Raw genomic sequence first — 23,789 nt, 5'->3', positions numbered from 1 at the left:
GGGCATGCGCCGCCGGCCGCTAGATCTCCAGGCCGCGGTTCAGCAGCCGCAGGGACCGGTCCAGGATGGTCAGCAGGTCCTCCTCGGGCGCCTTCTCCACCCAGAACATCGTGGCCTCGTGGATCACCGAGAAGACCGCCGCGGTGAAGACCCGCACCTCCAGCGCGTCCGCCGTGCGGCCGGTGCGGGCGGCGATGATGCCGCCGAGTATCCGGCCGGTCAGCGACATCGTCTCGTACGCGCGGGCGCGGATCGCCGGGACGTCGCGGACCAGCTCCTCGCGCTGGACCATCTCGGCCCGCTGGGCGGGATCGGCCAGGATCCCGCTCAGCGTCTCGCGCAGGACCATACGGACCGACAGCAGCGGCGCCTCGTCCGCGGGCCGGGCGCGCAGCCGGTCCGCCATCCGGTCGTCGTACTCGTCGGTGAGGACGATGTCCTCCTTGGTCGGGAAGTAGCGGAAGACGGTGCTGGGCGACACGTCCGCCTCCGCCGCGATCCGGTCCACCGGCGTGGCGTCGTAGCCGTCCGCGGCGAAGAGCCGGTAGGCGGCGGCGCGGATGGCCTGCCGGGTCTGGACCTTCTTGCGCTCCCGCAGGCCCTGGGTGGGCGCGGCCCCGGGACCGTGGCAGCCGGGGGCGCCCTGGCCGCCGGGCCCGGCGGCGCGGGAGCCGTCGGCACCGGACGACCCGGGGGCGCCGGGCCCGGGCCCGGCGGGGGAGGCGGGGGCGTCGGAGGGGCGAGGGGGCATGACGTCATTGTCGGGCATCCGCCGGCCGCCCGGCCAACGCCCCCGCCCCCGCGGCCTCCGACGCCGCCGCCCCCGCCTCCGGCTCCGACGTCCCTGCCTCCGCCGCGGACGTTCCCGCACCCGACGCCGACGCCGACGCCCCCGCCCGCTCCGACCCGCCCGGCCCACCGGCGGCCCGACCAGCCCCGCCCGGCCCACCGGCGGCGCCACCAGCGTCCCCCGCCCGGCCCGGCCGCGGGTTCGGCAGGAAGACCGCCAGCAGCAGCGCCGCCACCAGCGCCGTCCCCCCGCACACCACCAGCGCCACGTCCATCCCGTGCAGGTACGCCGTGTTCGCCGACGCCGCCAGCGCCCGGTCGCCCACCCGCCCGGCGACCGCATGCGCCCCGGCCAGCGACTCGCGCGCCGCGTGCGCCGACGCCGGGTCGAGTCCCGCGGTGTGCAGCCGGCCGCGGAAGCCGGCGGCCAGCACGCTGCCGAGGACGGCGACGCCGATCGCCGCACCGGTCTGCCGCAGCGTCTGGATGAGCCCCGCCCCGCTGCCGGCCCGCTCCCGGGGCAGCGCCCCGAGCGCACCGTTCATGGACGGCACGACGCACAGCCCGAGCCCCACGCCCGCGACCGTCAGCCACACCGCGATGGCCCCGTAGCCGTCGCCCGCCCCGGTCGTCGCGCCGAGGAAGCCGCCCGCGGCGAGCAGCAGCAGCCCCGCCGTGATCACCGGCCGCGGGCCGGCCTTGGCCACCAGCGAGGGCGCGAGCCGCGCCGACACCGTCAGCCCGCCCATCATCGGCAGCAGCCGCAGGCCCGTGCCGAGCGCGTCGTAACCGAGCGCGCCCTGGAGGTAGGAGGGCAGCACGAAGACCATGCCGGTCAGGACGAAGCTGACCAGCGTGGCGGCGACCGCGTTCCACAGGAAGCCGCGCTGCCGCAGCAAGCCCATGTCGAGCATCGGCCGCGGCACACTGCGCTCGCGCACCACCAGCGCGCCCAGCAGCACGACCCCGGCGGCGAGCGCGATCGCGACGACCGGGTCGCCCCACCCGCGCGCCGGGGCCTCGATGATGCCGTAGACGAGCGAGCCCAGGCCCGCGGCGGCGAAGAAGGTGCTGCTGATCCGCACCCGGGGCGCGGCGGGATCGCGGCTCTCGGGCAGCAGCCACAGGCACGCGGCGATGGCCAGCGCGACCAGCGGGATGTTGACCAGGAAGACCGAGCCCCACCAGAAGTTCTTCAGCAGCGCCCCGCCGATGATCGGGCCGAGCGGCATGCCCATGGCCATCGCGGTGCTGCCGATGGCCACCGCCTTGGGCCGCTCGGCCGGGCCGAACAGCGACGGGATGACCGACAGCGCGAGCGGCATCACGAACGCGCCGCCGAGCCCCATGACCGTACGGGCGGCGATGACCGCCCCGGGGGAGTCGACGAGCGCGCCGGCGACCGACCCGGCGAGGAAGACCGCCAGGCCCACGACCAGCATCCGCCGCCGGCCGAAGCGGTCGCCGATCAGGCCCGCGGGCAGCATCGCGGCGGCGAAGACGACGGTGTACGAGTCGACGATCCACTGCATGTCGCCGGTGGTGGCGCCGATGCTGTCGGCCATGGTCGGCAGCGCGACGTTGAGGATCGTGGTGTCGAAGCTGAGCAGCAGCATGCCCAGGCTGAGGGCGACGAGCGCGAGCCAGCGCCGCGGATCGGGCGCGTCGGGCTGCTCGGGCTGATCGGAGGCAGCAGGGGAGGGTACGGACACGGCAGAACTCCTGCGAGTGAAGGTCAAATGATAGTGACTCTCAAAAGAGAGTAGCTGCCACCCGAACCCCTGCCAACCCGCACCCCCAAGCCCCCGTGTACGGCGGCCCGGGCACGGCAAAAAGGCCCGCACCCCCGAAGGGGTACGGGCCTTGACCGACGAAGAACCGGAGATCCGAAGACCGCAGAACCGTAGAGCCGCAGAGCCGTAGAACCGTAGAGCCGCAGAGCCGTAGAGCCGAAAAGCCGCGCCGCAGGCGCTACGCGTGGGTGTACGCCACCAGCGAGATCCCGATGTAATGCGCGATGAACGCCGCGAGCGTGAAGGAGTGGAAGACCTCGTGGAAGCCGAACCACCGCGGTGACGGGTTCGGCTTCTTGAAGCCGTAGACCGCCGCGCCCGTGCTGTAGAGCACCCCGCCGACGATCACGCACACCATCACCGCGACGCCACCGGTCTTCAGGAAGTCCGGCAGGAAGAAGATCGCGACCCAGCCCAGCGCGATGTAGCACGGCGTGTAGAGCCAGCGGGGCGCGCCGACCCAGAAGACCCGGAAGGCGATGCCGGCCAGCGCGCCCGCCCACACCAGCCACAGCAGCAGATGCGAGGTGCCGCCGGGCAGCAGCAGTATCGCCAGCGGCGTGTAGGTGCCGGCGATGATCAGGAAGATGTTGGCATGGTCAAGCCGGCGCAAAATTCCGGCAACGCGCGGACCCCAGTTCCCGCGGTGGTACAACGCGCTCACACCGAACAGTGCACACGCCGAGACCGTGAAGATCGCGCAGGCGATCCGCCCCCTGGTGCTCTGGGCGAACGCGGTCAGCGCGACGCCCGAGATGAGCACTGCGGGGAACATCCCCGCGTGCAACCACCCTCTGAGCTTGGGTTTTATCGGTTTCAACCGGTCGAGTGCATCGATGTCGGCAGGCACTTCAGCAGTGTCATCGACGGCGCTCATGGCGTCAATGCTACCTACGTCACCGTAGGTTGACGGCCGCCCCACCACCCGGTGTCCGCCGTCCGGGCGGTGGCCCGGGTCACGTCTCGCCCTCTGGACAGACTCTCCTGAGCACCCCCACACTCATATGAGTGCGGTCGGCACCGGATGAGCGCCTGCGAACGCGTCCGGGCCGCAGCCCCCAAGGGGCCGGAACCAACAACCCTCACCTCTCACGCCGGTCTGTGCGGGCCGGCGGGATGGAGCGATCGTGGCGCGCGGCAACCAGGACACCGCTATCAGTGCGGCTCCCACCCAGCACCGGGAACTGATCCGCTGGGTCGGCGAGATCGCCGAACTCACCCAGCCCGACGACATCGTCTGGTGCGACGGCTCCCAGGCGGAGTACGACCTGCTCGCGGCGGAACTCGTCGCCAAGGGCACCTTCACCCGGCTCGACCCGACGCTGCGACCCGACTCGTACCACGCGGCCTCCGACCCCTCCGACGTGGCGCGGGTCGAGGACCGTACGTTCATCTGCTCGGCGCGCGAGGAGGACGCCGGCCCCACCAACCACTGGATGGACCCGGCGCGGATGCGCGAGGTCTTCACCGGCGGACCCGGTGAGCCGGGCCTCTTCCGCGGCGCCATGCGCGGCCGGACCATGTACGTCGTGCCCTTCTGCATGGGGCCGCTCGGCTCGCCGCTGTCCGCGATGGGCGTGGAGATCACCGACTCCGCGTACGTCGCCGTGTCCATGCGCACGATGACGCGGATGGGCCGCCCCGTCCTGGACGCGCTCGGCACCGACGCGCCGTTCGTCAAGGCCGTCCACTCCGTCGGCGCCCCGCTCGCCCCCGGCCAGGCCGACGTGCCGTGGCCCTGCAACACGACCAAGTACATCTCGCACTTCCCCGAGGACCGCGAGATCTGGTCGTACGGCTCCGGCTACGGCGGCAACGCGCTGCTCGGCAAGAAGTGCTACGCCCTGCGCATCGCCTCGGTCATGGCACGCGACGAGGGCTGGCTCGCCGAGCACATGCTCATCCTCAAGCTCACCCCGCCGCGCGGGGAGTCCCGCTACGTCGCCGCCGCCTTCCCCTCGGCCTGCGGCAAGACCAACCTGGCGATGCTGGAGCCCACGGTCTCCGGCTGGACCGTCGAGACCATCGGCGACGACATCGCGTGGATGCGCTTCGGCGAGGACGGCCGGCTCTACGCCATCAACCCCGAGGCCGGCTTCTTCGGCGTCGCGCCCGGCACCGGCGAGCACACCAACGCCAACGCGATGAAGACGCTCTACGGCAACGCGATCTTCACCAACGTCGCGCGCACCGACGACGGCGACGTGTGGTGGGAGGGCATGACCGAGGAGCCGCCGGCGCACCTGACCGACTGGAAGGGCAACGACTGGACGCCGCAGTCCGGCACGCCCGCCGCGCACCCCAACGCGCGCTTCACCGTGCCGGCCGGCCAGTGCCCGATCATCGCGCCGGAGTGGGAGGACCCGCGGGGCGTGCCGATCTCGGCGATCCTCTTCGGCGGGCGGCGCGCCTCGGCCGTGCCGCTGGTCACCGAGTCCTTCGACTGGCAGCACGGCGTCTTCCTCGGCGCGAACATCGCCAGCGAGAAGACGGCCGCCGCCGAGGGGCGGGTAGGCGAGCTGCGCCGCGACCCGTTCGCGATGCTGCCCTTCTGCGGCTACAACATGGGCGACTACTTCGCGCACTGGCTGGAGGTGGGCCGCGCCCACGACCCCGCGAAGCTGCCGCGGATCTACTACGTCAACTGGTTCCGCAAGGACGCCGGCGGGCGCTTCGTGTGGCCGGGCTTCGGCGAGAACAGCCGGGTGCTCAAGTGGATCGTCGACCGGCTCGACGGCCGCGCGGACGGCGTCCGCACCCCCATCGGCGTCCTCCCGGCCCCCGGCGCCCTCGACACCGACGGCCTCGACCTCACCCCCGCCGACCTCGACCTCCTCCTGACGGTCGACCTCCCCACCTGGCGCGAGGAAGCGTCCCTCATCCCCGCCCACCTGGAGACCTTCGGCACCCACACCCCGCCCGAGCTCTGGTCCGAGTACGAGTCCCTGGTCGCCCGGCTGGCTGAGCCCACTGCGTAGGGCGTCGCTTTTCAGGGGCGCGGGGAACTGCGCGACCAGCCACGGCGACGTTGCACGTCGCCACCGTCCGAAAGGGGCAGTCCGGTCCGATCCGGACCACCGCCCGGTGGGTGGCTGAGCGCGCCGTTCCCCGCGCCCCTGTCTCTCACCCGGCGCGGTAGCGCTAGGGCTGCGAGTAGCCGTCCAGGAAGCGGCCGATGCGGCCGATCGCCTCGGTCAGGTCCTCCGCGCGGGGGAGGGTGACGATACGGAAGTGGTCGGGCTCCATCCAGTTGAAGCCCGTGCCGTGCACGATCATGATCTTCTCGGCCCGCAGCAGGTCCAGGACCATCTGCCGGTCGTCCTTGATCTTGTAGACCTGCGGGTCCAGCCGCGGGAACGCGTACAGCGCGCCCCTGGGCTTCACGCATGTCACACCGGGGATCGCGGTCAGCGCCTCGTACGTCGCGTCGCGCTGCGCGCGCAGCCGGCCGCCGGGCAGGACCAGGGAGTTGATCGACTGGTGGCCGCCGAGCGCGGTCGCGATCGCGTGCTGCGCCGGCATGTTCGCGCACAGCCGCATGTTCGCCAGGATCGTCAGGCCCTCGATGTAGCTGCTCGCGTGCGACTTCGGGCCGCACACCGCGAGCCAGCCGCTGCGGTAGCCGGCCACCCGGTAGGCCTTGGACAGCCCGTTGAAGGTCAGCGTCAGCAGGTCCGGGGCGATCACGGCGGTCGGGATGTGCGTGGCGTCGTCGTAGAGGATCTTGTCGTAGATCTCGTCCGAGCACACCACCAGCCGGTGCCGGCGGGCGATGTCGGTCAGCCCGCGCAGCATCTCCTCGTCGTAGACCGCGCCGGTCGGGTTGTTCGGGTTGATGATGACGATCGCCTTCGTGCGGTCGGTCACCTTGCGCTCGATGTCGTCGAGGTCCGGCATCCAGTCGGACTGCTCGTCGCAGCGGTAGTGCACCGCCGTGCCGCCGGCCAGCGCCACCGACGCCGTCCACAGCGGGTAGTCCGGCGCGGGCACCAGCACCTCGTCGCCGTCGTCGAGCAGCGCCTGCATCGACATCTGGATCAGTTCGGACACGCCGTTGCCGAGGTAGATGTCCTCGACGTCCAGCGTGACGCCCTGCGTCTGGTAGTGCTGCATCACCGCGCGCCGCGCGGACAGCAGCCCCTTCGCGTCCCCGTACCCATGCGCGTCCTTCAGGCTGCGCAGCATGTCCTCCAGGATCTCGGGGGGACACTCGAACCCGAACGGCGCGGGATTGCCGGTGTTCAGCTTGAGGATGCGGTGGCCGGCCGCCTCAAGCCGCATCGCCTCCTCAAGAACCGGACCCCGGATCTCGTAACAGACATTTGCGAGCTTCGTCGACTGGATCACCTGCATGCCGGTCACCTTACGGGCCCCTTCGCCCGCCCGCGCGGTGTTTTTCGCCACCCGGGGGACGGGGCACCGCCCCCGCTGGAACACTGACCGGGTGCCGACGCAGCCCGCCGCGACCCCGCCGACCAGCGCCCGCCAGGAGGCGTTCGCGCTGCTCAGCGACGAGCCGGTGCTCACCGGCGAGCAGGACGCGCTGGGCGCCGCGCACACCGCGCGGCAGCTCGCGGCCCTGCTGCGGGCCTCCCGGCCCTCGACGCCCTTCACGCTGGCGATCGACGGCGGCTGGGGCATGGGCAAGTCCAGCCTGATGCGGCTGACCGACCGCACGCTGCGGGAGTATCCCGAGGTCAGGACGGTCTGGTACAACGCGTGGACCGCGTCCGGCGGTGACGTGCTGGAGGGCCTGATCAAGTCGGTGCTCACCGGCCTTGACCCGAACGTGCTGCGCCGCGGCCTGCGCAGGCTGCGCACCAGCGGCCCGCTCGCCGCCGCCCTGCGCGCCCTGCTCACCGCCGCGGCCGGGCTGCTGCACGCCGCCGGCCCGGTCAACGAGCTGTGGGACCGAATGAGCGCGGACGCCCGCACCCGCAACGAGATGCGCGACGTGCTGCAGGACCTGGTCACCGACTGGTCCGGGCGCTCCCGGCCGCCCCCGACACCGACGTCGAGGCGTACGTGACCGCCTGCGCCCGGGCCGCCGGCATCGACACTCTCCTCGACCAGGACCTGACCCGGCTGCTCGTCGAGCGCTCGGGACGCAACCCGCGCCGGATCAAGCGCCTGGTCAACGGCTTCGTGCTGGAGGCCACCCTCAGACCGGGAGCGGGTCGAGGAGGACGGCGCCGAGGTGCTGCGGAGCAGCGGGGCCGAGGTGCTGGTGGTGGGGGACGAGAGCGCCGCGGACCGGGCGCTGGCCGCGGGGGCGCCCGACGTGATCGTCTCCGACATCAAGCGCGGCGAGGACCGCGAGGCCGGCTTCACGTACGTGCGGCGGCTGCGGGCCCAGGGGACGTATACCGGGCCGGTGGTCTACTTCACCTCGGAGAACACCCAGGCGCGCCGGGAGCTGGCGCGGGAGGTGGGGGCGCTGGGGATCGCCGTCGCGTGGTCCGAGCTGTTCCGCTACCTGGACGAGGTCATGGCCGCCCGGAGCGCCTGGGCCGGCGCCGCCGGCCGCCCCGCACCGAGCGGCCCGCCAGGACGTCCGTACGACGGCCCTCCCGGATGACGAAGCGGCCGTCGATCAGGACGTACGGGATGCCGGCCGGCGGGGTGCGCGGGGCGTCGTAGGTGGCGCCGGCGGCGACGGTCGCGGGGTCGAACAGGACGAGGTCGGCGCGGTAGCCCTCGCGGACCAGGCCGCGGTCGGGCAGCCCGAGGCGGGCCGCGGGGCGGGCGGTGAGGTGGGCCACGCACTCCTCCAGGGTGAGCACGCCCAGCTCGCGCACGTAGTGGCCGAGGTAGTGCGGGAAGGTGCCGTACGCGCGCGGGTGCGGCTTGCTGCCGTGCAGGATGCCGTCGGAGCCGCCGGTGTGGGCGGGGTGCCGCATCACGGTGCGGACGTTCCGCTCGTCGCCCACATGCTGCAGGATCGTGGTGCCGAGCCGGTCGGCGAGCAGCAGCTCACGGGCCGCGGGCCAGCCGCTCAGCCGGGTGCCGACGTGCGCGGCCAGGGCGGGCTCCGCGGTGCCGGAGACCTCGATCGTCGACCAGTCCACGGGCACGCCGTGGCAGCCGTCGGAGCCCTCGACCTCCAGGGCGTGCCGGATCCGCTCGGCGGTGGGCGCGTCGCGCAGCCGGGCCAGCACCGCCTCGGGGCCGCCGACCGCCGCCCAGCTCGGCAGCAGCGCGGCCAGCGTCGTGCAGCCCGCCGTATAGGGGTAGCTGTCCAGGGTGATGTCGGCGCCCGCCGCGAGGGCCCGGTCGAGCAGGGCGAGCAATTCGGGCGCGCGGCCGGCGTTCTCGGCGAAGTTCATCGTCGCGTGCGCCAGGTGCAGCGGGCAGCCGGCGGCCCCGGCGACCGCGATCATCTCCTCGTACGCGCGCAGGGCGTTCGCCCCGTACGAGCGGTGGTGCGGGCAGAAGTAGCCGCCGTGCGCGGCGACCACCCGGCACAGCTCGGTCAGCTCGGCGTCGGGCGCGTACATCCCCGGGGTGTACGTCAGCCCCGCCGACATGCCGACCGCGCCCTGCTCCATGCCCTCGGCGACCAGCTGCCGCATCCGGTCCAGCTCGGCGGGCGCGGCCGGGCGGTCCTCCCAGCCGACGGCCATCATCCGGACGGTGCCCTGCGGGACGAGGTAGGCGGCGTTGACGGCGACGCCCCGGTCGAGCCGGTCGAGGTAGCCGCCGACCGTGCGCCAGTCGAAGGCGACGCCGGAGCCGTCGCCGTTCCAGCCGGCGATGAGGGTGCGCAGGGTGTCGAGGGTGCGGTCGTCGGCGGGCGCGTAGGACAGGCCGTCCTGGCCGAGCACTTCGAGGGTGACGCCCTGCGCGGCCTTCGCCTCGTGCGCGGGGTCGGTGAGCAGGGCGAGGTCGCTGTGGGCGTGCATGTCGACGAAGCCGGGCGCGAGGGCGAGGCCGGCCGCGTCGAGGGTGCGGCGGGCGGTGAGGCGGCGGTCCCGGCCGATCGCGGTGATCCGGCCGCCGTCCACGGCGACGTCGGCGGTGAAGGCGGGCGCCCCGCTGCCGTCCACGACCAGGGCGCCCCGCAGCACGAGCTCAGGCATGGCCCGACCCTACGGCAGGTCTAGACCATAACTCGGCGCGGGGGCCCCGGTGCGCATGCGGTCAGAAGAACGTACGGACGTAGTCGGTGACCGTGCCGTCCGCGGTGGCCACCGGGATCAGCGGCCACTTGTCGAAGGTCGTGCACGGGTGCGACAGGCCGAGGCTCACCAGATCGCCGACCTGGAGCGGGTCCGCCGGCGGGACGGCGAGCCACAGGTGCTGGTCGGAGATGCCGTTGACGCGCAGCTCGGCGGGCGCCGGGCGCAGCATCCCGTCGTCGCCGCGGACGGCGAGCGGGGTGGGCAGGCCCAGGTCGTAGGGCGCGTCGCGCTTGCCGGCGTTGAGGAACGCCTGGTCAGGGGCCGGGCGGGAGACCACCTGGGCCCACAGCCGGAAGGCCGGCTCCAGGTGGCCGGGGACCCGGGTGAAGGGCGTGACGCGGGCGTAGTGCTGGTCGTCGTGCGTGACGTAGGCGCCCGAGCGCAGCAGCGGCAGGACGGGCGCGGAGAAGGTGTGCGCCGCTGGGGTGGCCGTCGCGTGAGCGCCGGCCCCTTGTGCGCTCGGCTCGTACGCCCCGGCCCCTTGCGCCCCGACCCCTCGCGCCGCCGGCTGGTACGTCCCCGCGCCCAGGCCCGCGAAGACCTCGGCCACCGCGTCGAACCACGCCGAGCCGCCCGCGCTCACCACGATCCGCCCGGCCTCCCGGAAGGCCCCCGCCCGGTCCAGCTCGGCCGCGAGCGCGACCAGCCGGTGCAGCCAGGCCCGTACCCGCTCGGGGTCGGCCCCCGGGACCTCGCCCTCGTAGCCGGCGACGCCCACCAGCCGCAGGTGCCGCGCGGCGACCGCGGCCTCGGCGACGAGCGCGCACTCGCCCTCCGTACGCACTCCGGTACGCGCCCCCTCGCCCGCGCCGAGCTCCACCACGACGTCGACCGGGCGGCGGGCGCCCGCCGCGGACAGGGCCGCGTCCATGAGCGCGACGCCCCGCACCGAGTCCACGTACGCCACGCACGTGAACTCCGGGTCGGCGTCCAGCTCCGCCGCGAGCCAGCGCAGCGCGGCCGGGTCCACCAGCTCGTTGGCCAGGAACACCCGCCGCACCCCGAACGCCCGCGCCACCCGCAGCTGGTGCGGTACGGCCACGGTGATGCCCCAGGCGCCGCGCTCCAGTTGGCGGGCGAAGAGCTGCGGGGCCATGGACGTCTTGCCGTGCGGCGCGAAGGCCAGGCCGTGCTCGGTGGTCCAGCGCTCCAGGGCGGCGAGGTTGTGCTCCAGCGCCTCCGCGGACAGCACCAGCAGCGGCGTGCTGAAGCCGCCGCCGGTCAACGTCCGGCGCTGCGCGGCCAGTTCGCCGACCGTCAGGCCGTCCGCGTCGGGCGGCAGGCCCTTGAACCGGTGGTCGATCCGCTCCTCGCGCAGCGCGGCGAGCCGGGCGGCGCCGCTCTGCGTGAGCCCGTCCGCGGCTGCGTCCCCCGCGCGTGCGGCGACGACGTCCATGCACCCTCCGAACCCCGCAGGCCGTTGCATCCTCCGCAACGGCCGTTGCGTATCGTGTTTCGAGCTGTCTAACATCCAGGTCGGCGCCTGGTCAACGGCCGCGGACCCGCACCCGGAGCCACCGCCGTACCGACATCCACCGCCCCACCCGTACCCGGACTCGAATCCGTACCCGCAGCCGTACCCGCATCCGCAGCCGTAGGTGTGGCCGTACCCGCGAACGACCCCAGGGGAAGCCAACGTGACCGTGACGCCGAGCGTGGACGTCGTGACCTTGGGCGAGTCGATGGTCACCTTCGTGCCCAGCACCGGCGGGCCGCTCGCCGACGTGCCGGCCTTCCACCGCACCATCGGCGGCGCCGAGTCCAACGTCGCCTGCACCCTGGCCCGCACCGGGCACACCGCCCGCTGGGTCAGCCGGGTCGGCAGCGACGGCTTCGGCGACCACCTGGTGGCCGCCATCGCGGCGGCCGGCGTCGACGTCGGCGCCGTCCAGCGCGACCCGCACCGCCCCACCGGCATCTACTTCCGCACCGCCGGGGAGCGCGCCACCACGCTGGACGCCGCCCCCGGGCGCGCCGAGGTCGTCTACTACCGCAAGGGCTCGGCCGCCTCCGCGCTCTCGCCCGCGCTCGTGCAGCGCCGCGACGTGTGGGCCGGCCGGGTGCTGCACCTGACCGGCATCACCTGCGCCCTGTCGGCCACCTGCAAGGCGCTCATGCGCCGGCTCACCCACCGCGAGCCGGGCCGGCCGCTGGTGTCCTTCGACGTCAACCACCGCCCCGCCCTGTGGCACGGCGCCGACCCCTGGCTGCTGGCCGAACTCGCCCGCGGCTGCGACCTGGTCTTCGTCGGCGAGGACGAGGCCGAGGCCGCGTGGGGGCTCGCGGACGCCGACGCGATCCGGGCCGCGCTGCCGGAGCCGGCCGTGCTCGTGGTCAAGCAGGGCGCGGGCGGCGCGACCGCCTTCGGCGCCGGCGAGCGCGTCCACGTCCCCGCGCCGGCCGTGGACGTCGTGGCCCACGTCGGCGCGGGCGACGCCTTCGCCGCCGGGTTCCTGTCCGCGACGCTGCGCGGGCTGCCGCTGCGCGACCGGCTGCGGCACGGCCACCTGCTGGCCGCCGCCGCCCTCACCGTGCCCGGCGACCTGGCCGTGCCGCCCGCGCGGGCCCACGCCGACGCCCTCGTCGCACTGGGCGAGGACGCATGGGGCAGACTGCGACTCGGCCCCGGCTGGACGGACCGGGCCGGCGACGTGCGGGAGGAGGTGACGCGGTGAGCCAGACCGTGGACCGCGCGCTGACCATCCTGCCGCTGCTCGCCGAGGGCCCGGCGAGCCTGGAGCAGGTCGCCACCCGGCTGGACGTCCACAAGTCCACCGCGCTGCGGCTGCTGCGCACCCTGCACGAACACGGCCTGGTCTACCGCCAGCAGGATCAGCGCTACCGGCTCGGCGCCCGGCTCTTCGCGCTCGCCCAGCAGGCCGTCGAAGCCCTCGACATCCGCGGCATCGCCCACCCGCACCTGGCCGCGCTCAACGAACACACCGGCCACACCGTGCACTTGGCCGTCTACGAGCAGGGCGAGGTCGTCTACATCGACAAGGTCGACAGCCGCTACCCGGTGCGGATGTACTCGCGCATCGGGCGCCCGGTCGCCATCACGGTCGCCGCCGTGGCCAAGCTGCTGCTCGCCGACCTGCCGGAGCCGGAGCGGCGGGCGGTCGCCGAGAGCCTGGACTACCCGCGCTACACGCCGCGTTCGACGCCGGACGCGGCGGCCTTCCTCGCGGAGCTCGCGCGGGTGCGCGAGCAGGGGTGGGCGTGCGACCTGGGCGGGCACGAGGAGTCCATCAACTGCGTCGCCGCGCCGCTGCGCGGCCCCGACGGGCGGGTGTGCGCGGCGATGTCCCTCTCGGCGCCCAACGTGGTCGTGAGCGCGGAGGAGTTGCTGCGGCTGAGGCCGCTGGTGCTGCGTACCGCCGAGGTGATCGGGGCGGAACTGTCCGGCGTCCAGCCCGCGCCGGGCCTGTCGCCCGCGCCCGGCCCTGCGGCTGCGCCCGGCCCTGCGCCCGTGCCCGGCCTTGCGGCTGCGCCCGCGCCCGACCTTTCCCCCTTGCCCGCCCCCGCCTCTGCCCCTGCCCCCGCCCCCGCCCCCGCAACGAAAGGCGCGACCCGATGAGCGACCTGCCCGAGACCTCCGTCAAGACGGCGGTCACGCCGCCGACGCACAACGCCCCGCCGGCGAAGTTCTCGCACGGCGTGCGCAAGGGCAACATCCTCCAGGTGGCCGGACAGGTCGGCAACCTGCCCGCGCAGGAGGGCAGGCCGCCGACCCCGGCGGGCCCCGACCTCGCCTCGCAGGTCCGGCAGACCCTCGCCAACGTCCAGTCCGTGCTGGCGGCGGGCGGCGCCTCGTGGGAGGACGTGGTCATGGCCCGGGTCTACCTCACGGACGTCGCCCACTTCGCGGAGTTCAACGCGCTCTACGACGCCTACTTCGCCGAGCTGACCCAGCCGCCGGCCGCCCGCACCACCGTCTACGTCGGCCTCCCGCCCGGCCTCCTGGTCGAGATCGACGCCCTGGCCGTCCTCGGCTGAACCCACCACGCCGACCCGCAAAGGGGCGCGGGGACCAGGTCCCCGCGCCCCTTTGCCCGTACTCGGAGAGCTACGGCAGTGCGTGGACGTGCGGGCCGACGCCGTTGGACCACACGTTGCCGGCCTTCGCGTCCCAGTTCGTCGACCAGGTCATCGCGCCGCCGATGCCGGGCCAGGTCGTGGACGGGTGGAAGGAGCCGCAACCGGTGCCCTTGGCAAGGCAGTCGAGCGCGTTGTTGACCACGCTCGGGGCCACGTAGCCGGAGCCGGCCGCGCTGGTGGACGCCGGGGTGCCGATGCCGACCTGCGACGGGGACAGGCCCGCCTGGATCGCGGTGCAGGCCAGCGTGGTGATGAAGTCCACCGAGCCCTGGCTGTAGACGCCGCCGTCGCAGCCGTTCATCGAACCGCTGTTGTAGTACTGCGTGTTGACGATCGTCAGGATGTCCTTGATCTTCAGCGCGGTGGCCAGGTAGTCGCTGCCGGCCGAGAGCATGTCGATGGTCTGCGGCGCCATCGTGATGATCAGCCCCGAGCCCGCCTTCTGGCTCAACTGCCGCAGCGCCTGCGGCATGTAGGTGGAGTCGATGCCGTTCTCCAGGTCGATGTCGACCCCGTTGAAGCCGTACGTCTGCATCAGCGAGTAGACGCTGTTGGCGAAGTTGGTCGCGGCCGTCGCGTCCCGCACCGAGATCGTGCCGTTCTGGCCGCCGACCGAGACGATGACCTTCTTGCCCTGCGCCTGCTTGGCCGCGATGTCCGCCTTGAACTGCGCGACGCTGTAGCCGAGCGACGGGTCGAGGGTGAAGGACACCGCGCCGGACGTGGTCGTGGCGTCGGCGAAGGCCACCGCGATGATGTCGTACTGGCTCTGCACCTGCGCGATGGTCTGCACCGTCGCGCCGTTGTTGAAGTTCTGCCAGTAGCCGGTGACCAGGTGCTTGGGCAGGTTGCCGGACGGCGGCGAGGTCGGCGGCGTGGTGGGAGGCGTCGTCGGCGGGGTGGTCGGGGGAGTCGTGGGCGGGGTCGTCGGCGGCTTCGTGGTCGGGCTGGTGGGCGGCGTGGTCGGCGGGGTGGTGCCGGAGCCGCCGGGGCCGCTGAGGGTGAAGTCGTCGGCGTAGTAGGCCGGTTGCGCGTACCAGCCGTGCGTGTAGACCGTCACCGAGTGCGTGCTCGCGCCGGTCGTGAAGTTCACGCTGAGCTGCTGGTACGAGGACGCGCCCGGCGTCCACGTGGACGGGTCGGTGCCGCCGGTGCCGGTCGCGCCGATGTAGACGTAGGAGCCCTGCACCCACGCGCTCAGCGTGTACTGCGAGTTGGGCTGCACGCTGATCGTCTGCGAGCACTGGGCGTTGTCGCTGCTGGTCGGGGTGGCCTTGAGGGCGCCGGCGCCGGAGTGCACCGGGCTGGAGACGGCCGCGCCGCTGCCCGCGGTGCAGGTCCAGCCGGAAAGGCCGCTCTCGAAGCCGGAGTTGGCGACCAGGTTGGTGGTCGCCGCGCCGGCGCTGCCGCCGGTGGCGACGGCCACGCCGGCACCGATCACCGCCGCCGCGCTGAGCGCGGCCAGGGTGCGCTGCCGGACGGTTGATCTGCGGTGGGCACGGGCCGCGGGATTCGCGTGCGCTGCACGTTCCACGACTGCCTCCTGGGGGCAAGGAGTTGGGGGGTGGTGGGAAGGGCGGTTACCGGAGAAAGTTGGTCCAGACCAATTGGGTTGTCAAGACCTCCTGCGGACAGCTCCCGTTCACCGACCCCGATACGCAACTTTGTGCACCCAAGTCGCTACTCGCCGATAAGCTGACGACCGGAAAACGCCAGGCCGCACGGCCCGATCAGGTGGAAAGGGGGAGGTTTGCGGATGCCCAGTGTCATCACGGTCACCTCGGACGACCTCGCGCTTCCCCTGGAGGAGCACATCGCCCGGGTCGCCGCCGCCCTCGACGGCTACGGCCATATCGTCGCCCTCGCCCCCGCCGAGGCCGACGACCCCGTCAGGCGCCGGCTGCACACCGTCAGATCCGCCCTGGAGGCCGACCGGCTGGCCATCGTGCCGCTCACCCTGCCGCCGCTGGCCCGCGCCCTGCTCGGCGAGCAGCTGCGCCAGCTCACCGGCACCGACCTCGGCCCCGGTGTGCTGGCCGGCGCCGCCCGGCTGCTGTCGTACTACCTCTACTCCGGCGCGCTGCTCGGCTCGGTGTCCAAACTCGACCGGGTCCCGGTCGGCGTCGGCCAGCACGTCAAGTCCCTCGTGCCCGGGCGGCACTTCGCCGTCCTCGCGCACCCCGAGCCCTACCTCGGCGAGGCCGCCGCCGACTCCCTGCCGCCGGGCCCCGGTTACGCCACCCAGCTCGCGATCGCCGGCAAGGGCCTCGACCCCGGCTGGATCACCGGCACCCTCGCCGCCGCCTGGCGCACCCAGCACCTGCGCGAGGTGCCGCTGCCCCCGGACTCCACCCGCTGGTGGGGCACCGGCAAGCTCGTCGAGTTCACCGCCTACATCGCCGACGTCGGCATGCTCTACCAGCTCGTCACGTCGGTGCGGCGCGACACCTGCACCTGGTGCGGCCTCGAAGTCATCGGCGACCAGTGCCTGTTCTGCGCCACCCGGCTCGGCGACCGGCAGACCCCCGCCAAACACGCCGCGGAACCGGGCACCCGGGCCGTCGAGACCCCGCGCCGCCCCCAACTCGAACCCCACAAGCGATAGGTGCGACCGCACATGAACTCACGTCAGCGCCGTGGCGTCGTCCTGCTGGTGGTCTCCGCGATATGCGCGGTCGCCGCCTTCGCCGGGGTGGTCGCCGTCGTCAGCGACGCGCGGTCCGAGGTCGGCGAGAAGGTCACGGCCTACGAACTGACCGCCGACGTACCGGCGTACCAGCAGCTCAGCAGCTCCGACGTACGCCGCATACAGGTCCCCTCGCGCTGGCTGCCGGACACCGCCGTCCGCGAACTGGCCCAGGTACAGGGCAAGATCGCCGCCGTCGCGCTCGCCAAGGGCTCGCTGCTGCAGACCGACATGATCGCGCCGCGGCCCCAACTCAAGGCCGGCCAGATGGAGATCGCCATCATGATCGACGCCGAGACCGGTGTCGCCGGCAAGATCACCCCCGGCTCCCGGGTCAACATCTTCGCCACCTTCGCCGGCAAGGCCGACACCGACCCCGACGTCTCGCGCATCATCGTCGCCGGCGCGCAGGTCGTCGACGTCGGCGAGATCAAGGCGTTCGACAAGGACGCCGAATCCCAGCGGCAGTCCACCGAAGGCGTGCCCATCACCTTCGCGCTCGACGCCGAGGACGCCCAACGCGTCGCCTACGCCGAGTCATTCGCCGAGCACGTCCGGCTCGCCCTGGTCGCCCCCGGCGACACCGCCGCGCCGCCGGCGGACTCCCGCAACTACACCCTGGCCGGCGACACCGCCGGCGGCGGGGGAGGTGCCCGCCCGTGACCGTACGCATCGTCGCCGGGACCTCCGACCCCGACGCCGCCCGCGCCCTGCTCGGCCTGCTCGCCCAACTCCCGGGCGCCGAGCCGGCCCCCGCGCTGCCCGACTCCACCGCGCTGCTCGACCTGCTCGCCCGCGCGGCCGAGACCGGCGTCGACGACCTGCCCGAAGTCGCCGTCGTGCACGAGTCGATCGGCCCGATGCCCGCGCTGGACCTGGTACGCGACATCGCGCTGCGCTTCCCCGCGGTCGGCGTCGTCCTGCTCACCCCCGACACCGGCCCGGCCGCGCTCGCCGCCGCCATGACCGCCGGCGCCCGTGGCGTCGTCGCGCTGCCCCTGTCGTACGACGAACTCGGCGCCCGTATCGACGCCGCCGCCACCTGGGCCGCGGGCGTGCGCCGCCACCTCAGCCCGCAGCGCGCCGCGCTGCCCGCGGTCGCCGGCGGCACCGTCGTCGCCGTCGCCGGCGCCAAGGGCGGCGTCGGCACCACCGTCACCGCCGTCCACCTGGCCCTGGCCGCACACGCCTCCGGCCGCTCCACCGCCCTGGTCGACCTCGACCTCCAGGGCGGCGACGTCGCCTCCTACCTCGACGTCCAGTTCCGCCGCTCCATCGCCGACCTCGCCGACATCGCCGACGTCTCCTCGCGCGTCCTCACCGACGCCATGTACGTCCACGAGTCCGGCGTCGCCCTGCTCCTCGCCCCCGCCGACGGCGAACGCGGCGAGGACGTCACCGACCGCGCCGCCCGGCTCGTCCTGACCGCGCTGCGGCAGCGCTACGAGGTCGTCGTCGTCGACTGCGGCACCCAGGTGACCAGCGCCAACGCGGTCGCCGTCGAGATCGCCGACACCGCGGTGCTGGTCACCACACCCGACGTCGTCGCCGTACGCGCCGCCAAGCGCATGGTGCGCATGTGGGACCGGCTCCAGGTGCGCAAGCCGCAGGACACCACGACCGTCGTCAACCGGCACAACCGCGCCACCGAGATCCAGCCCACCCTCGTCGGCCGCATCACCGGCACCCGCATCGCCGCCTCCGTCGTCCCCGCCGCCTTCCGCGAACTCCAGCCCGTCATCGACGCCGGCCGCATCCACGACCTCGACACCCGCTCCACCGTCAAGGCCGGCATCTGGTCGCTCGCCGGCGAAATCGGCCTCGTCACCGGCGCGACGCTGCCCGCCCCGCGCGGTCGCAAGTCCCGCCGGGGCGGCGGCGACAAGGGCCAGGTCACGCTGGAGACCCTGGGGATGACGCCGATCATCCTCATCACCCTGATCCTGGTCTGGCAGGCGGTGCTCGCCGGCTACACCTTCACCCTGGCCGGCAACGCGGCGGACGAGGCCGCCCGGGCGGCGGCGGTCGGCACGGCGGGCGACGCCGACACCGCCGCGAAGGCCGACCTGCCGAGCGCCTGGCGCGGCTCCGAGCACACCGACCGGGTCGACTACTCGGAAGGCAAGGTCTCGGTGACGGTGACCCTCAAGGTCCCGGTGCTCTTCCCCGGCGCGATCGACTTCCCCATGCGCATCCACGGCCACGCGCAGACGGTCGACGAGAGGCCGGACCGATGAACAGCCCGCTACGGCACGGCAGTCCGGGGCGCATACGGCCCCTCCGGCGGGCCCGGGCGGGGTCGCGCCGGGACCGGGGTGTCGCCTCGCTCGAATACCTCGGCATGCTGCCGCTCGTGCTCTTGATAGCTCTCGCGGGCATCCAGCTGGGCCTGGTCGCCTACTGCGGCGAGCAGGCCGGGACGGCGGCGCGTACGGCCGCCCGTACCGCCGCGCTGCCGGCACCGGACGGCGGGATCGCGCGCGGCCGGACCGCCGGCGAGAACGCCGTCAGCGACTGGCTGACGGCGCACGTCACCGTCCGGTCGGCCTCCGCCGACGGCTACCGGGCCCAGGCCAGTGTCGACGTCCCCTCCGTGCTGCCCGGCGTGCACCTGTTCGGGCCCGTGTCCCGCAGCGCGACCATGCCGAGGGAGGACACCACGCCATGAGCCTGCGCGCCCGCCTCACCGTCGACGAGGCCACCCCGCAGACCCAGGAGAGCCACCTGGTCGCCGTCTACCGGGCCAAGCTGCTCCAGGAGATCGACCTCGCCGAGATGTCCGCGCTCGCGCCCGCCGAGCGCCGCTCGCGCCTGGAGCGCGTCCTCGGGCACATCATCAGCCGCGAGGGCCCGGTCCTGTCCACCGCCGAGCGCGCCGGGCTGATCCGCCGGGTCGTGGACGAGGCGCTGGGCCTGGGCATCCTGGAGCCGCTGCTCGAAGACCCGTCCGTCACCGAGATCATGGTCAACGGGCCCGACCGCATCTACGTCGAACGCGGCGGACGCGTCGAACCCGTCGCCGCCCGCTTCTCCTCCGCCGAGCAGCTGCTCCAGACCATCGAGCGCATCGTCTCCACCGTCAACCGCCGCGTGGACGAGTCCAATCCGATGGTCGACGCCCGGCTGCCCTCCGGCGAGCGCGTCAACGTCATCATCCCGCCGCTGTCCCTGACCGGGCCCACCCTCACCATCCGCCGCTTCCCGCGCGCGTACACCCTCAAGGAACTCATCGGCCTGGGCACCCTCGACGAGCACATGCTGCTCCTGCTGTCGGCGTTCGTGCGCGCCAAGTGCAACATCATCGTCAGCGGCGGCACCGGCTCCGGCAAGACGACGCTGCTCAACTCCCTGTCCGGGCTCATCCCCGACGGCGAGCGCATCATCACCGTCGAGGACGCCGCCGAACTCCAGCTCCAGCAGGAGCATGTGATCCGCCTGGAGTCCCGGCCGCCCAACGTCGAGGGCGAGGGCCGGGTCACCATCCGCGACCTGGTCCGCAACTCGCTGCGGATGCGCCCCGACCGCATCATCGTCGGCGAGGTGCGCGGCGGCGAGACCCTCGACATGCTCCAGGCCATGTCCACCGGCCACGACGGCTCGCTCGCCACCGTGCACGCCAACTCCGCGGAGGACGCGGTGCTGCGGCTCCAGACCCTCGCCTCGATGAGCGAGGTCAAGATCCCCTTCGAGGCGCTGCGCGACCAGATCAACAGCGCCCTCGACGTCATCGTCCAGCTCCACCGCCACATCGACGGCACCCGCCGCATCGCCGAGATCGCCGTCCTGTCCTCGCGCGGGCGCGACACCTTCCGCCTCACCTCCGCGACCCGCTTCCGCGCCGAGCCGCTGGGCGTCGACCGGATCGTCCGCGGCTGGTACGAACACCGGCCCGTGCCACGGGAGATCGGCGAACGGCTCTACCTCGCCGGCGAGCACGTCCCGGCCGCCTTCGGGGTCGGGGCGAGCGAGCTCGAACTCGACAGCCGGGAGGCGAAATGACGCGCCACGCGGGGCTGCCCCTCGCCGCCGGTACGGGGCCCGGCCCGGCCGCGGGCTCCGGCCACGCGGCAGGGCAACTCGCCGCCGCCCCGGACCACATGGCCGGGCAGCCGACTGCCGCTCCGGGGCACGCCGCCGGCCAACTCGCCGCCGCCGGGCGGAACTTCGCCGCCGGGCCGTATCCGCTGCTCGTGCTCGGCGTCACGCTGCTCGCGCTCGTGCTCGCCGTGTGGGGCCTGCACGCCTGGCGCGGGGGCCGCGCCGACCGGGCCGCGCTCGTCGAGCGGCTCGCCGCCGAACTCGGCGACGGCAGCGGCCCGGTGGGCCCGCCCGTGCCCTTCGCCCGGCTCGACCGCCGGGTACGGAGCTACGCCTGGGGCCGGGCGCTGGCCGGGCGGCTCGCCGCCACCGGCACCGACCTCACACCGGGGCAGTTCACCGCCGCCGCGGCCGGGGTCGTCGTCGGGGCGTGGGCCGCCGCGTGGGTGGTCTTCGCGCCCTTCTTCGGGCCGATCGCCGCGATCATCGCCGGGTGGTCCTCGTATTCGTTCCTGGAGTGGCGGCGCCGGGTCCGTACCGAGCGCTTCATCGCCCAACTCCCCGACCTCGCCCGGGTCCTGGCCAACGCCACGCAGGCCGGGCTGGCGCTGCGCACCGCCGTCTCCATGGCCGCGGAGGAGCTGGACGCGCCGGCCGGCGAGGAGCTGAAGCAGGTCGCCGACGCGATGGCCCTCGGCCACTCCGTCGAGGACGCCCTGGCCGAGCTGCAACAGCGCCTGCCCAGCCGGGAGTTGATCGTCCTGGTCTCCACCCTGGTGCTCTCCAGCCGGGCCGGCGGCTCCGTCGTGGAGTCGCTGCGCAACCTCACGGTGACCCTGGAGGAGCGCAAGGAGACCCGGCGCGAGATCCGTACCCAGATGTCCCAGGTCACCGTCACCGCCTACGCCGTCCCCGTCATCGGCCTCGGCTCCCTGTTCCTGCTCAACCGCATCATGCCCGGCTCCCTCAGCGCCCTGACCGGCTCCAACATCGGCCGCATCTGCGTCCTGGTCTCGCTCGGGCTGTACGTCGTCGGCTTCGCGCTGATCCGCCGCATGTCAAGGATCGACATATGAGCCCCATGACCCTCGCCGGCCTCGGACTGGCCGTGGCGCTCGCCGCCTGCGCGGTCGGCGTCGTCCACGCCATCGGGCTGCTGCGCGCCGACGCCAAGCTCCCCGACGACCTCGCGCTCGCCCTCGACGTCGGCCGCACCCGCACCACCCGGGCCGGCAACGCCATCGACCGGCTCGGCATCCGCTGGGCCCCCCTGGTCATGCGCCTCATGGGCCCCGCCCGGGTCGCGAAGATGCGCGCCCGCATCGACCACGCCGGCCACCCGCACGGCCTCACCGTCGAGCGCTACGCCGCCCGCCGGGCCGTCTACGGCTTCCTCGGCGCCCTGTGCGCCCTCCTGCTGCTCACCCGCGGCAACTGGTTCCTGGCCCTGCTGCTGCTCGCCTACGGCTGGTTCTGGGCCGACCTCGGCCTCTCCCTCGCCATCCGCCGCCGCCGCGACGACATCGAGCGCACCCTGCCCGACTTCCTCGACGTCCTCGCCGTCGTCGTCAGCGCCGGCCTCGGCTTCCGGCAGGCCCTGGAACGCGTCAACTCCGTCTACACCGGCCCCTGGTCCGACGAGATCCGGATCGCCCTGCGCCAGATGGACGTCGGCGTCAGCCGCCGCGACGCCTTCGACCAGCTCCGCAAGCGCAACCGCAGCGACCAGGTGGGCCAGTTCGTCACCGCCCTCCAGCAGGGCGAAGAACTCGGCGCGCCCATCGCCCGCACGCTGCTCCAGATCGCCACCGACATGCGCCGCACCGAGGCCCAGAACGCCCGCCGCCGCGCCGCCCGCATGGTCCCGCGCGCGACCGGCGTCATCACCGTGCTGCTCGTCCCCGCCACCATGATCCTGCTGATCGCCGGCACCATCATCGGCTCGCAGATCCACTTCGGCGACGTCTTCGGGAGCGGGTGAGCACCGGATGCTCCGGCCGGCCTCGGCGATTTCGCCGAACTGCGTGATCATGGTGCGACCGAGGGTGACCAACCGTCATGCTGTAAGCGCCACTTGCCCCTCCGGCGATTGGCGCGCAACCGGCTGCGAAGGCCGAAGGTTCGGGTGTACCTTTGCATTCGCAACCATATTTGCACCTGCAATCCGATCCACCCCGCGGCGGACGACAACCGACCACCAGCGAGAGGCGGTGCACCGTGACCACCACCCCCGACCCCGACGGGCACCCCACGGCCACCGCCGTACGTACCACCAGCCAGGTGACAAAGGATGGGGCGAACAACCATGAACAGGTGGGCACTCCAGCGCTACACCAACACGGAGCTCTGGCTCCGCGACCGACTCGACCGCATCACCACCCGCCTCACCGCCTCCGGCGGCGACCGCGGCCAGACGTCCTTCGAGTACCTGGGAATCGCGGTGGTGATCGCGGTGATCATCGGGGTGCTGGCCGGGACGACGGACATCGGCAACACCGTCAAACGCGGCATCACCAGGACCATCAACAACATCATCAACGCGGGCTAGCCGGCGTGCGCGCGACGCGCGCCGTACGTGTCCGGTACGCAACCCGTGCCGCCGGGGACCGCGGGCAGACAGTCGGCATCTACATCGTCGCCATGGCCGCGCTGTTCTTCCTGGCCTTCGCCTACTTCGCCGTGGGCCAGGCCTCGGTGGCGCGGAACGGCGCCCAGACCGCCGCCGACGCCGCGGCGCTGGCCGCCGCGCGCGCCGACCGGGACGCCGTCCAGGACGAATTCCTCGCCGCTCTGATGTCGGGGGACGCTGCCGGCCTCACCGCTCTCCTGGGCGACCTCGGTTCCCACGCGGGACCGGCGTGCAGCGCTGCGTCCGCGTACGCCGAGGCGAACCGTGCGGAGGTGACGGCCGGCGGGTGCGTGGCGGCGGCGGCCGGAAAGGGCTACACCGTCACGGTCAAGTCCCGGCGTTCGGTGGGCACTTCGGTGGTCCCCGACACGGAGAAGATGTACGCGAAGGCAACAGCGACAGCCGTGGTGGACTCGCGCTGCACGTTCGGGTCCGCGAGCGGGCACGACCTGAAATTCTCCTGCAAGCAGGGAGAGGTGACGCTCGATCCGACGTCCGGCGACTTCCGGCTTGACTTGTCCACCTTCTACACAGTCCACCTGAGCAGATGACATTCAGCCGTGCGGTGGGAGAAC

22 protein-coding genes are annotated in these 23,789 nt (G+C 73.4%); 15 read left to right on the top strand and 7 right to left on the bottom strand.

The annotated features are described in order from the left end of the window. Positions 1–19: 19 nt before the first annotated feature. The 3 genes from HCN08_RS04100 to trhA form a co-directional block, all read right to left on the bottom strand. Positions 20–751 (bottom strand): TetR/AcrR family transcriptional regulator, encoded by a 732-nt coding sequence (locus HCN08_RS04100; protein WP_167981451.1) that lies wholly within the window; start codon positions 749–751, stop codon positions 20–22. 4 nt (positions 752–755) lie between these two features. After that, the gene (locus HCN08_RS04095) at positions 756–2,501 is read right to left on the bottom strand and encodes an MFS transporter (protein WP_322974216.1); all 1,746 of its coding nucleotides are present in this window, start codon (positions 2,499–2,501) and stop codon (positions 756–758) included. Between the two features lie 259 nt (positions 2,502–2,760). Further along, entirely contained in the window at positions 2,761–3,459 is a 699-nt protein-coding gene (gene trhA, locus HCN08_RS04090; RefSeq protein WP_167981450.1) for a PAQR family membrane homeostasis protein TrhA, read from the bottom strand. 250 nt (positions 3,460–3,709) lie between these two features. Here trhA and HCN08_RS04085 point away from each other — a divergent pair, with 250 nt between their 5' ends. After that, a complete protein-coding gene (locus HCN08_RS04085; protein ID WP_322974215.1) occupies positions 3,710–5,560 on the top strand; it encodes a phosphoenolpyruvate carboxykinase (GTP) in 1,851 nt (616 codons plus the stop codon). Positions 5,561–5,723: 163 nt separating this feature from the next. Here the strand turns inward: HCN08_RS04085 and HCN08_RS04080 are convergent, their stop codons facing one another. Further along, on the bottom strand, positions 5,724–6,935 hold the full coding sequence (locus HCN08_RS04080) for a pyridoxal phosphate-dependent aminotransferase (RefSeq protein ID WP_167981449.1): 1,212 nt from the start codon (positions 6,933–6,935) through the stop codon (positions 5,724–5,726). A gap of 91 nt (positions 6,936–7,026) precedes the next feature. Between HCN08_RS04080 and HCN08_RS04075 the strand changes: the two genes are divergently transcribed. Together HCN08_RS04075 and HCN08_RS04070 are read left to right on the top strand one after the other, a co-directional pair. Beyond that, entirely contained in the window at positions 7,027–7,611 is a 585-nt protein-coding gene (locus HCN08_RS04075; protein WP_167981448.1) for a P-loop NTPase fold protein, read from the top strand. Between the two features lie 168 nt (positions 7,612–7,779). Continuing rightward, the gene (locus HCN08_RS04070; protein ID WP_167981447.1) at positions 7,780–8,160 is read left to right on the top strand and encodes a response regulator; all 381 of its coding nucleotides are present in this window, start codon (positions 7,780–7,782) and stop codon (positions 8,158–8,160) included. Here HCN08_RS04070 and HCN08_RS04065 read toward each other — a convergent pair. Together HCN08_RS04065 and HCN08_RS04060 are read right to left on the bottom strand one after the other, a co-directional pair. Next, positions 8,069–9,661 carry an N-acyl-D-amino-acid deacylase family protein gene (locus tag HCN08_RS04065; protein WP_167981446.1) on the bottom strand — a complete coding sequence of 531 codons (1,593 nt, stop codon included), beginning with the start codon at positions 9,659–9,661 and terminating at the stop codon, positions 8,069–8,071. The two genes, HCN08_RS04070 and HCN08_RS04065, sit on opposite strands and share 92 nt — an antisense overlap. 61 nt (positions 9,662–9,722) lie before the next feature. After that, a complete protein-coding gene (locus tag HCN08_RS04060) occupies positions 9,723–11,159 on the bottom strand; it encodes an alanine racemase (RefSeq protein WP_206318320.1) in 1,437 nt (478 codons plus the stop codon). A 241-nt stretch (positions 11,160–11,400) separates the two neighbouring features. Between HCN08_RS04060 and HCN08_RS04055 the strand changes: the two genes are divergently transcribed. From HCN08_RS04055 to HCN08_RS04045, 3 genes are read left to right on the top strand one after another with little or no spacing between them, the layout of a single operon-like run. Continuing rightward, the gene (locus HCN08_RS04055; protein WP_322974214.1) at positions 11,401–12,438 is read left to right on the top strand and encodes a sugar kinase; all 1,038 of its coding nucleotides are present in this window, start codon (positions 11,401–11,403) and stop codon (positions 12,436–12,438) included. Then, on the top strand, positions 12,435–13,340 hold the full coding sequence (locus HCN08_RS04050; protein ID WP_167981444.1) for an IclR family transcriptional regulator: 906 nt from the start codon (positions 12,435–12,437) through the stop codon (positions 13,338–13,340). The genes HCN08_RS04055 and HCN08_RS04050 overlap by 4 nt, the downstream gene beginning before the upstream one ends. Then, a complete protein-coding gene (locus HCN08_RS04045) occupies positions 13,337–13,759 on the top strand; it encodes a RidA family protein (RefSeq protein ID WP_167981443.1) in 423 nt (140 codons plus the stop codon). The genes HCN08_RS04050 and HCN08_RS04045 overlap by 4 nt, the downstream gene beginning before the upstream one ends. A gap of 70 nt (positions 13,760–13,829) precedes the next feature. On the opposite strand, the gene HCN08_RS04040 is transcribed toward HCN08_RS04045, so the two are convergent. After that, positions 13,830–15,395: a chitinase gene (locus HCN08_RS04040; RefSeq protein ID WP_407648661.1), complete on the bottom strand. Its 1,566-nt coding sequence runs from the start codon at positions 15,393–15,395 to the stop codon at positions 13,830–13,832. 222 nt (positions 15,396–15,617) lie between these two features. Here HCN08_RS04040 and HCN08_RS04035 point away from each other — a divergent pair, with 222 nt between their 5' ends. The 9 genes from HCN08_RS04035 (at position 15,618) to HCN08_RS03995 (ending at position 23,765) form a co-directional block, all read left to right on the top strand. Beyond that, complete coding sequence (locus tag HCN08_RS04035) at positions 15,618–16,466, top strand: hypothetical protein (RefSeq protein ID WP_206318318.1); 849 nt, start codon at positions 15,618–15,620, stop codon at positions 16,464–16,466. 12 nt (positions 16,467–16,478) lie between these two features. Then, a complete protein-coding gene (gene cpaB / locus HCN08_RS04030) occupies positions 16,479–17,210 on the top strand; it encodes a Flp pilus assembly protein CpaB (RefSeq protein ID WP_167981442.1) in 732 nt (243 codons plus the stop codon). Then, positions 17,207–18,784, top strand: coding sequence for an AAA family ATPase (locus tag HCN08_RS04025; RefSeq protein ID WP_167981441.1), 1,578 nt, complete (start codon positions 17,207–17,209; stop codon positions 18,782–18,784). The genes cpaB and HCN08_RS04025 overlap by 4 nt, the downstream gene beginning before the upstream one ends. A 116-nt stretch (positions 18,785–18,900) precedes the next feature. Then, the gene (locus HCN08_RS04020; protein WP_322974213.1) at positions 18,901–19,215 is read left to right on the top strand and encodes a pilus assembly protein; all 315 of its coding nucleotides are present in this window, start codon (positions 18,901–18,903) and stop codon (positions 19,213–19,215) included. Further along, complete coding sequence (locus HCN08_RS04015) at positions 19,212–20,546, top strand: CpaF family protein (protein WP_167981439.1); 1,335 nt, start codon at positions 19,212–19,214, stop codon at positions 20,544–20,546. The genes HCN08_RS04020 and HCN08_RS04015 overlap by 4 nt, the downstream gene beginning before the upstream one ends. Continuing rightward, positions 20,543–21,661: a type II secretion system F family protein gene (locus HCN08_RS04010; protein WP_240969746.1), complete on the top strand. Its 1,119-nt coding sequence runs from the start codon at positions 20,543–20,545 to the stop codon at positions 21,659–21,661. Before HCN08_RS04015 ends, HCN08_RS04010 begins: the two co-directional genes overlap by 4 nt. Continuing rightward, entirely contained in the window at positions 21,658–22,566 is a 909-nt protein-coding gene (locus tag HCN08_RS04005) for a DUF5936 domain-containing protein (RefSeq protein ID WP_407648660.1), read from the top strand. Before HCN08_RS04010 ends, HCN08_RS04005 begins: the two co-directional genes overlap by 4 nt. 324 nt (positions 22,567–22,890) lie before the next feature. Then, positions 22,891–23,133 carry a hypothetical protein gene (locus HCN08_RS04000; RefSeq protein WP_167981260.1) on the top strand — a complete coding sequence of 81 codons (243 nt, stop codon included), beginning with the start codon at positions 22,891–22,893 and terminating at the stop codon, positions 23,131–23,133. 5 nt (positions 23,134–23,138) lie between these two features. Further along, positions 23,139–23,765, top strand: coding sequence for a pilus assembly protein TadG-related protein (locus HCN08_RS03995; protein ID WP_322974211.1), 627 nt, complete (start codon positions 23,139–23,141; stop codon positions 23,763–23,765). The last annotated feature ends 24 nt before the right edge of the window (positions 23,766–23,789 follow it).

The organism is Actinacidiphila epipremni (genome assembly GCF_012034175.1).
In the GTDB taxonomy this organism is placed as follows: Bacteria; Actinomycetota; Actinomycetes; order Streptomycetales; family Streptomycetaceae; genus Actinacidiphila; species Actinacidiphila epipremni.
Note: the sequence above shows the minus strand (reverse complement) of the source record. Positions and strands in the feature narration are given on the sequence as shown.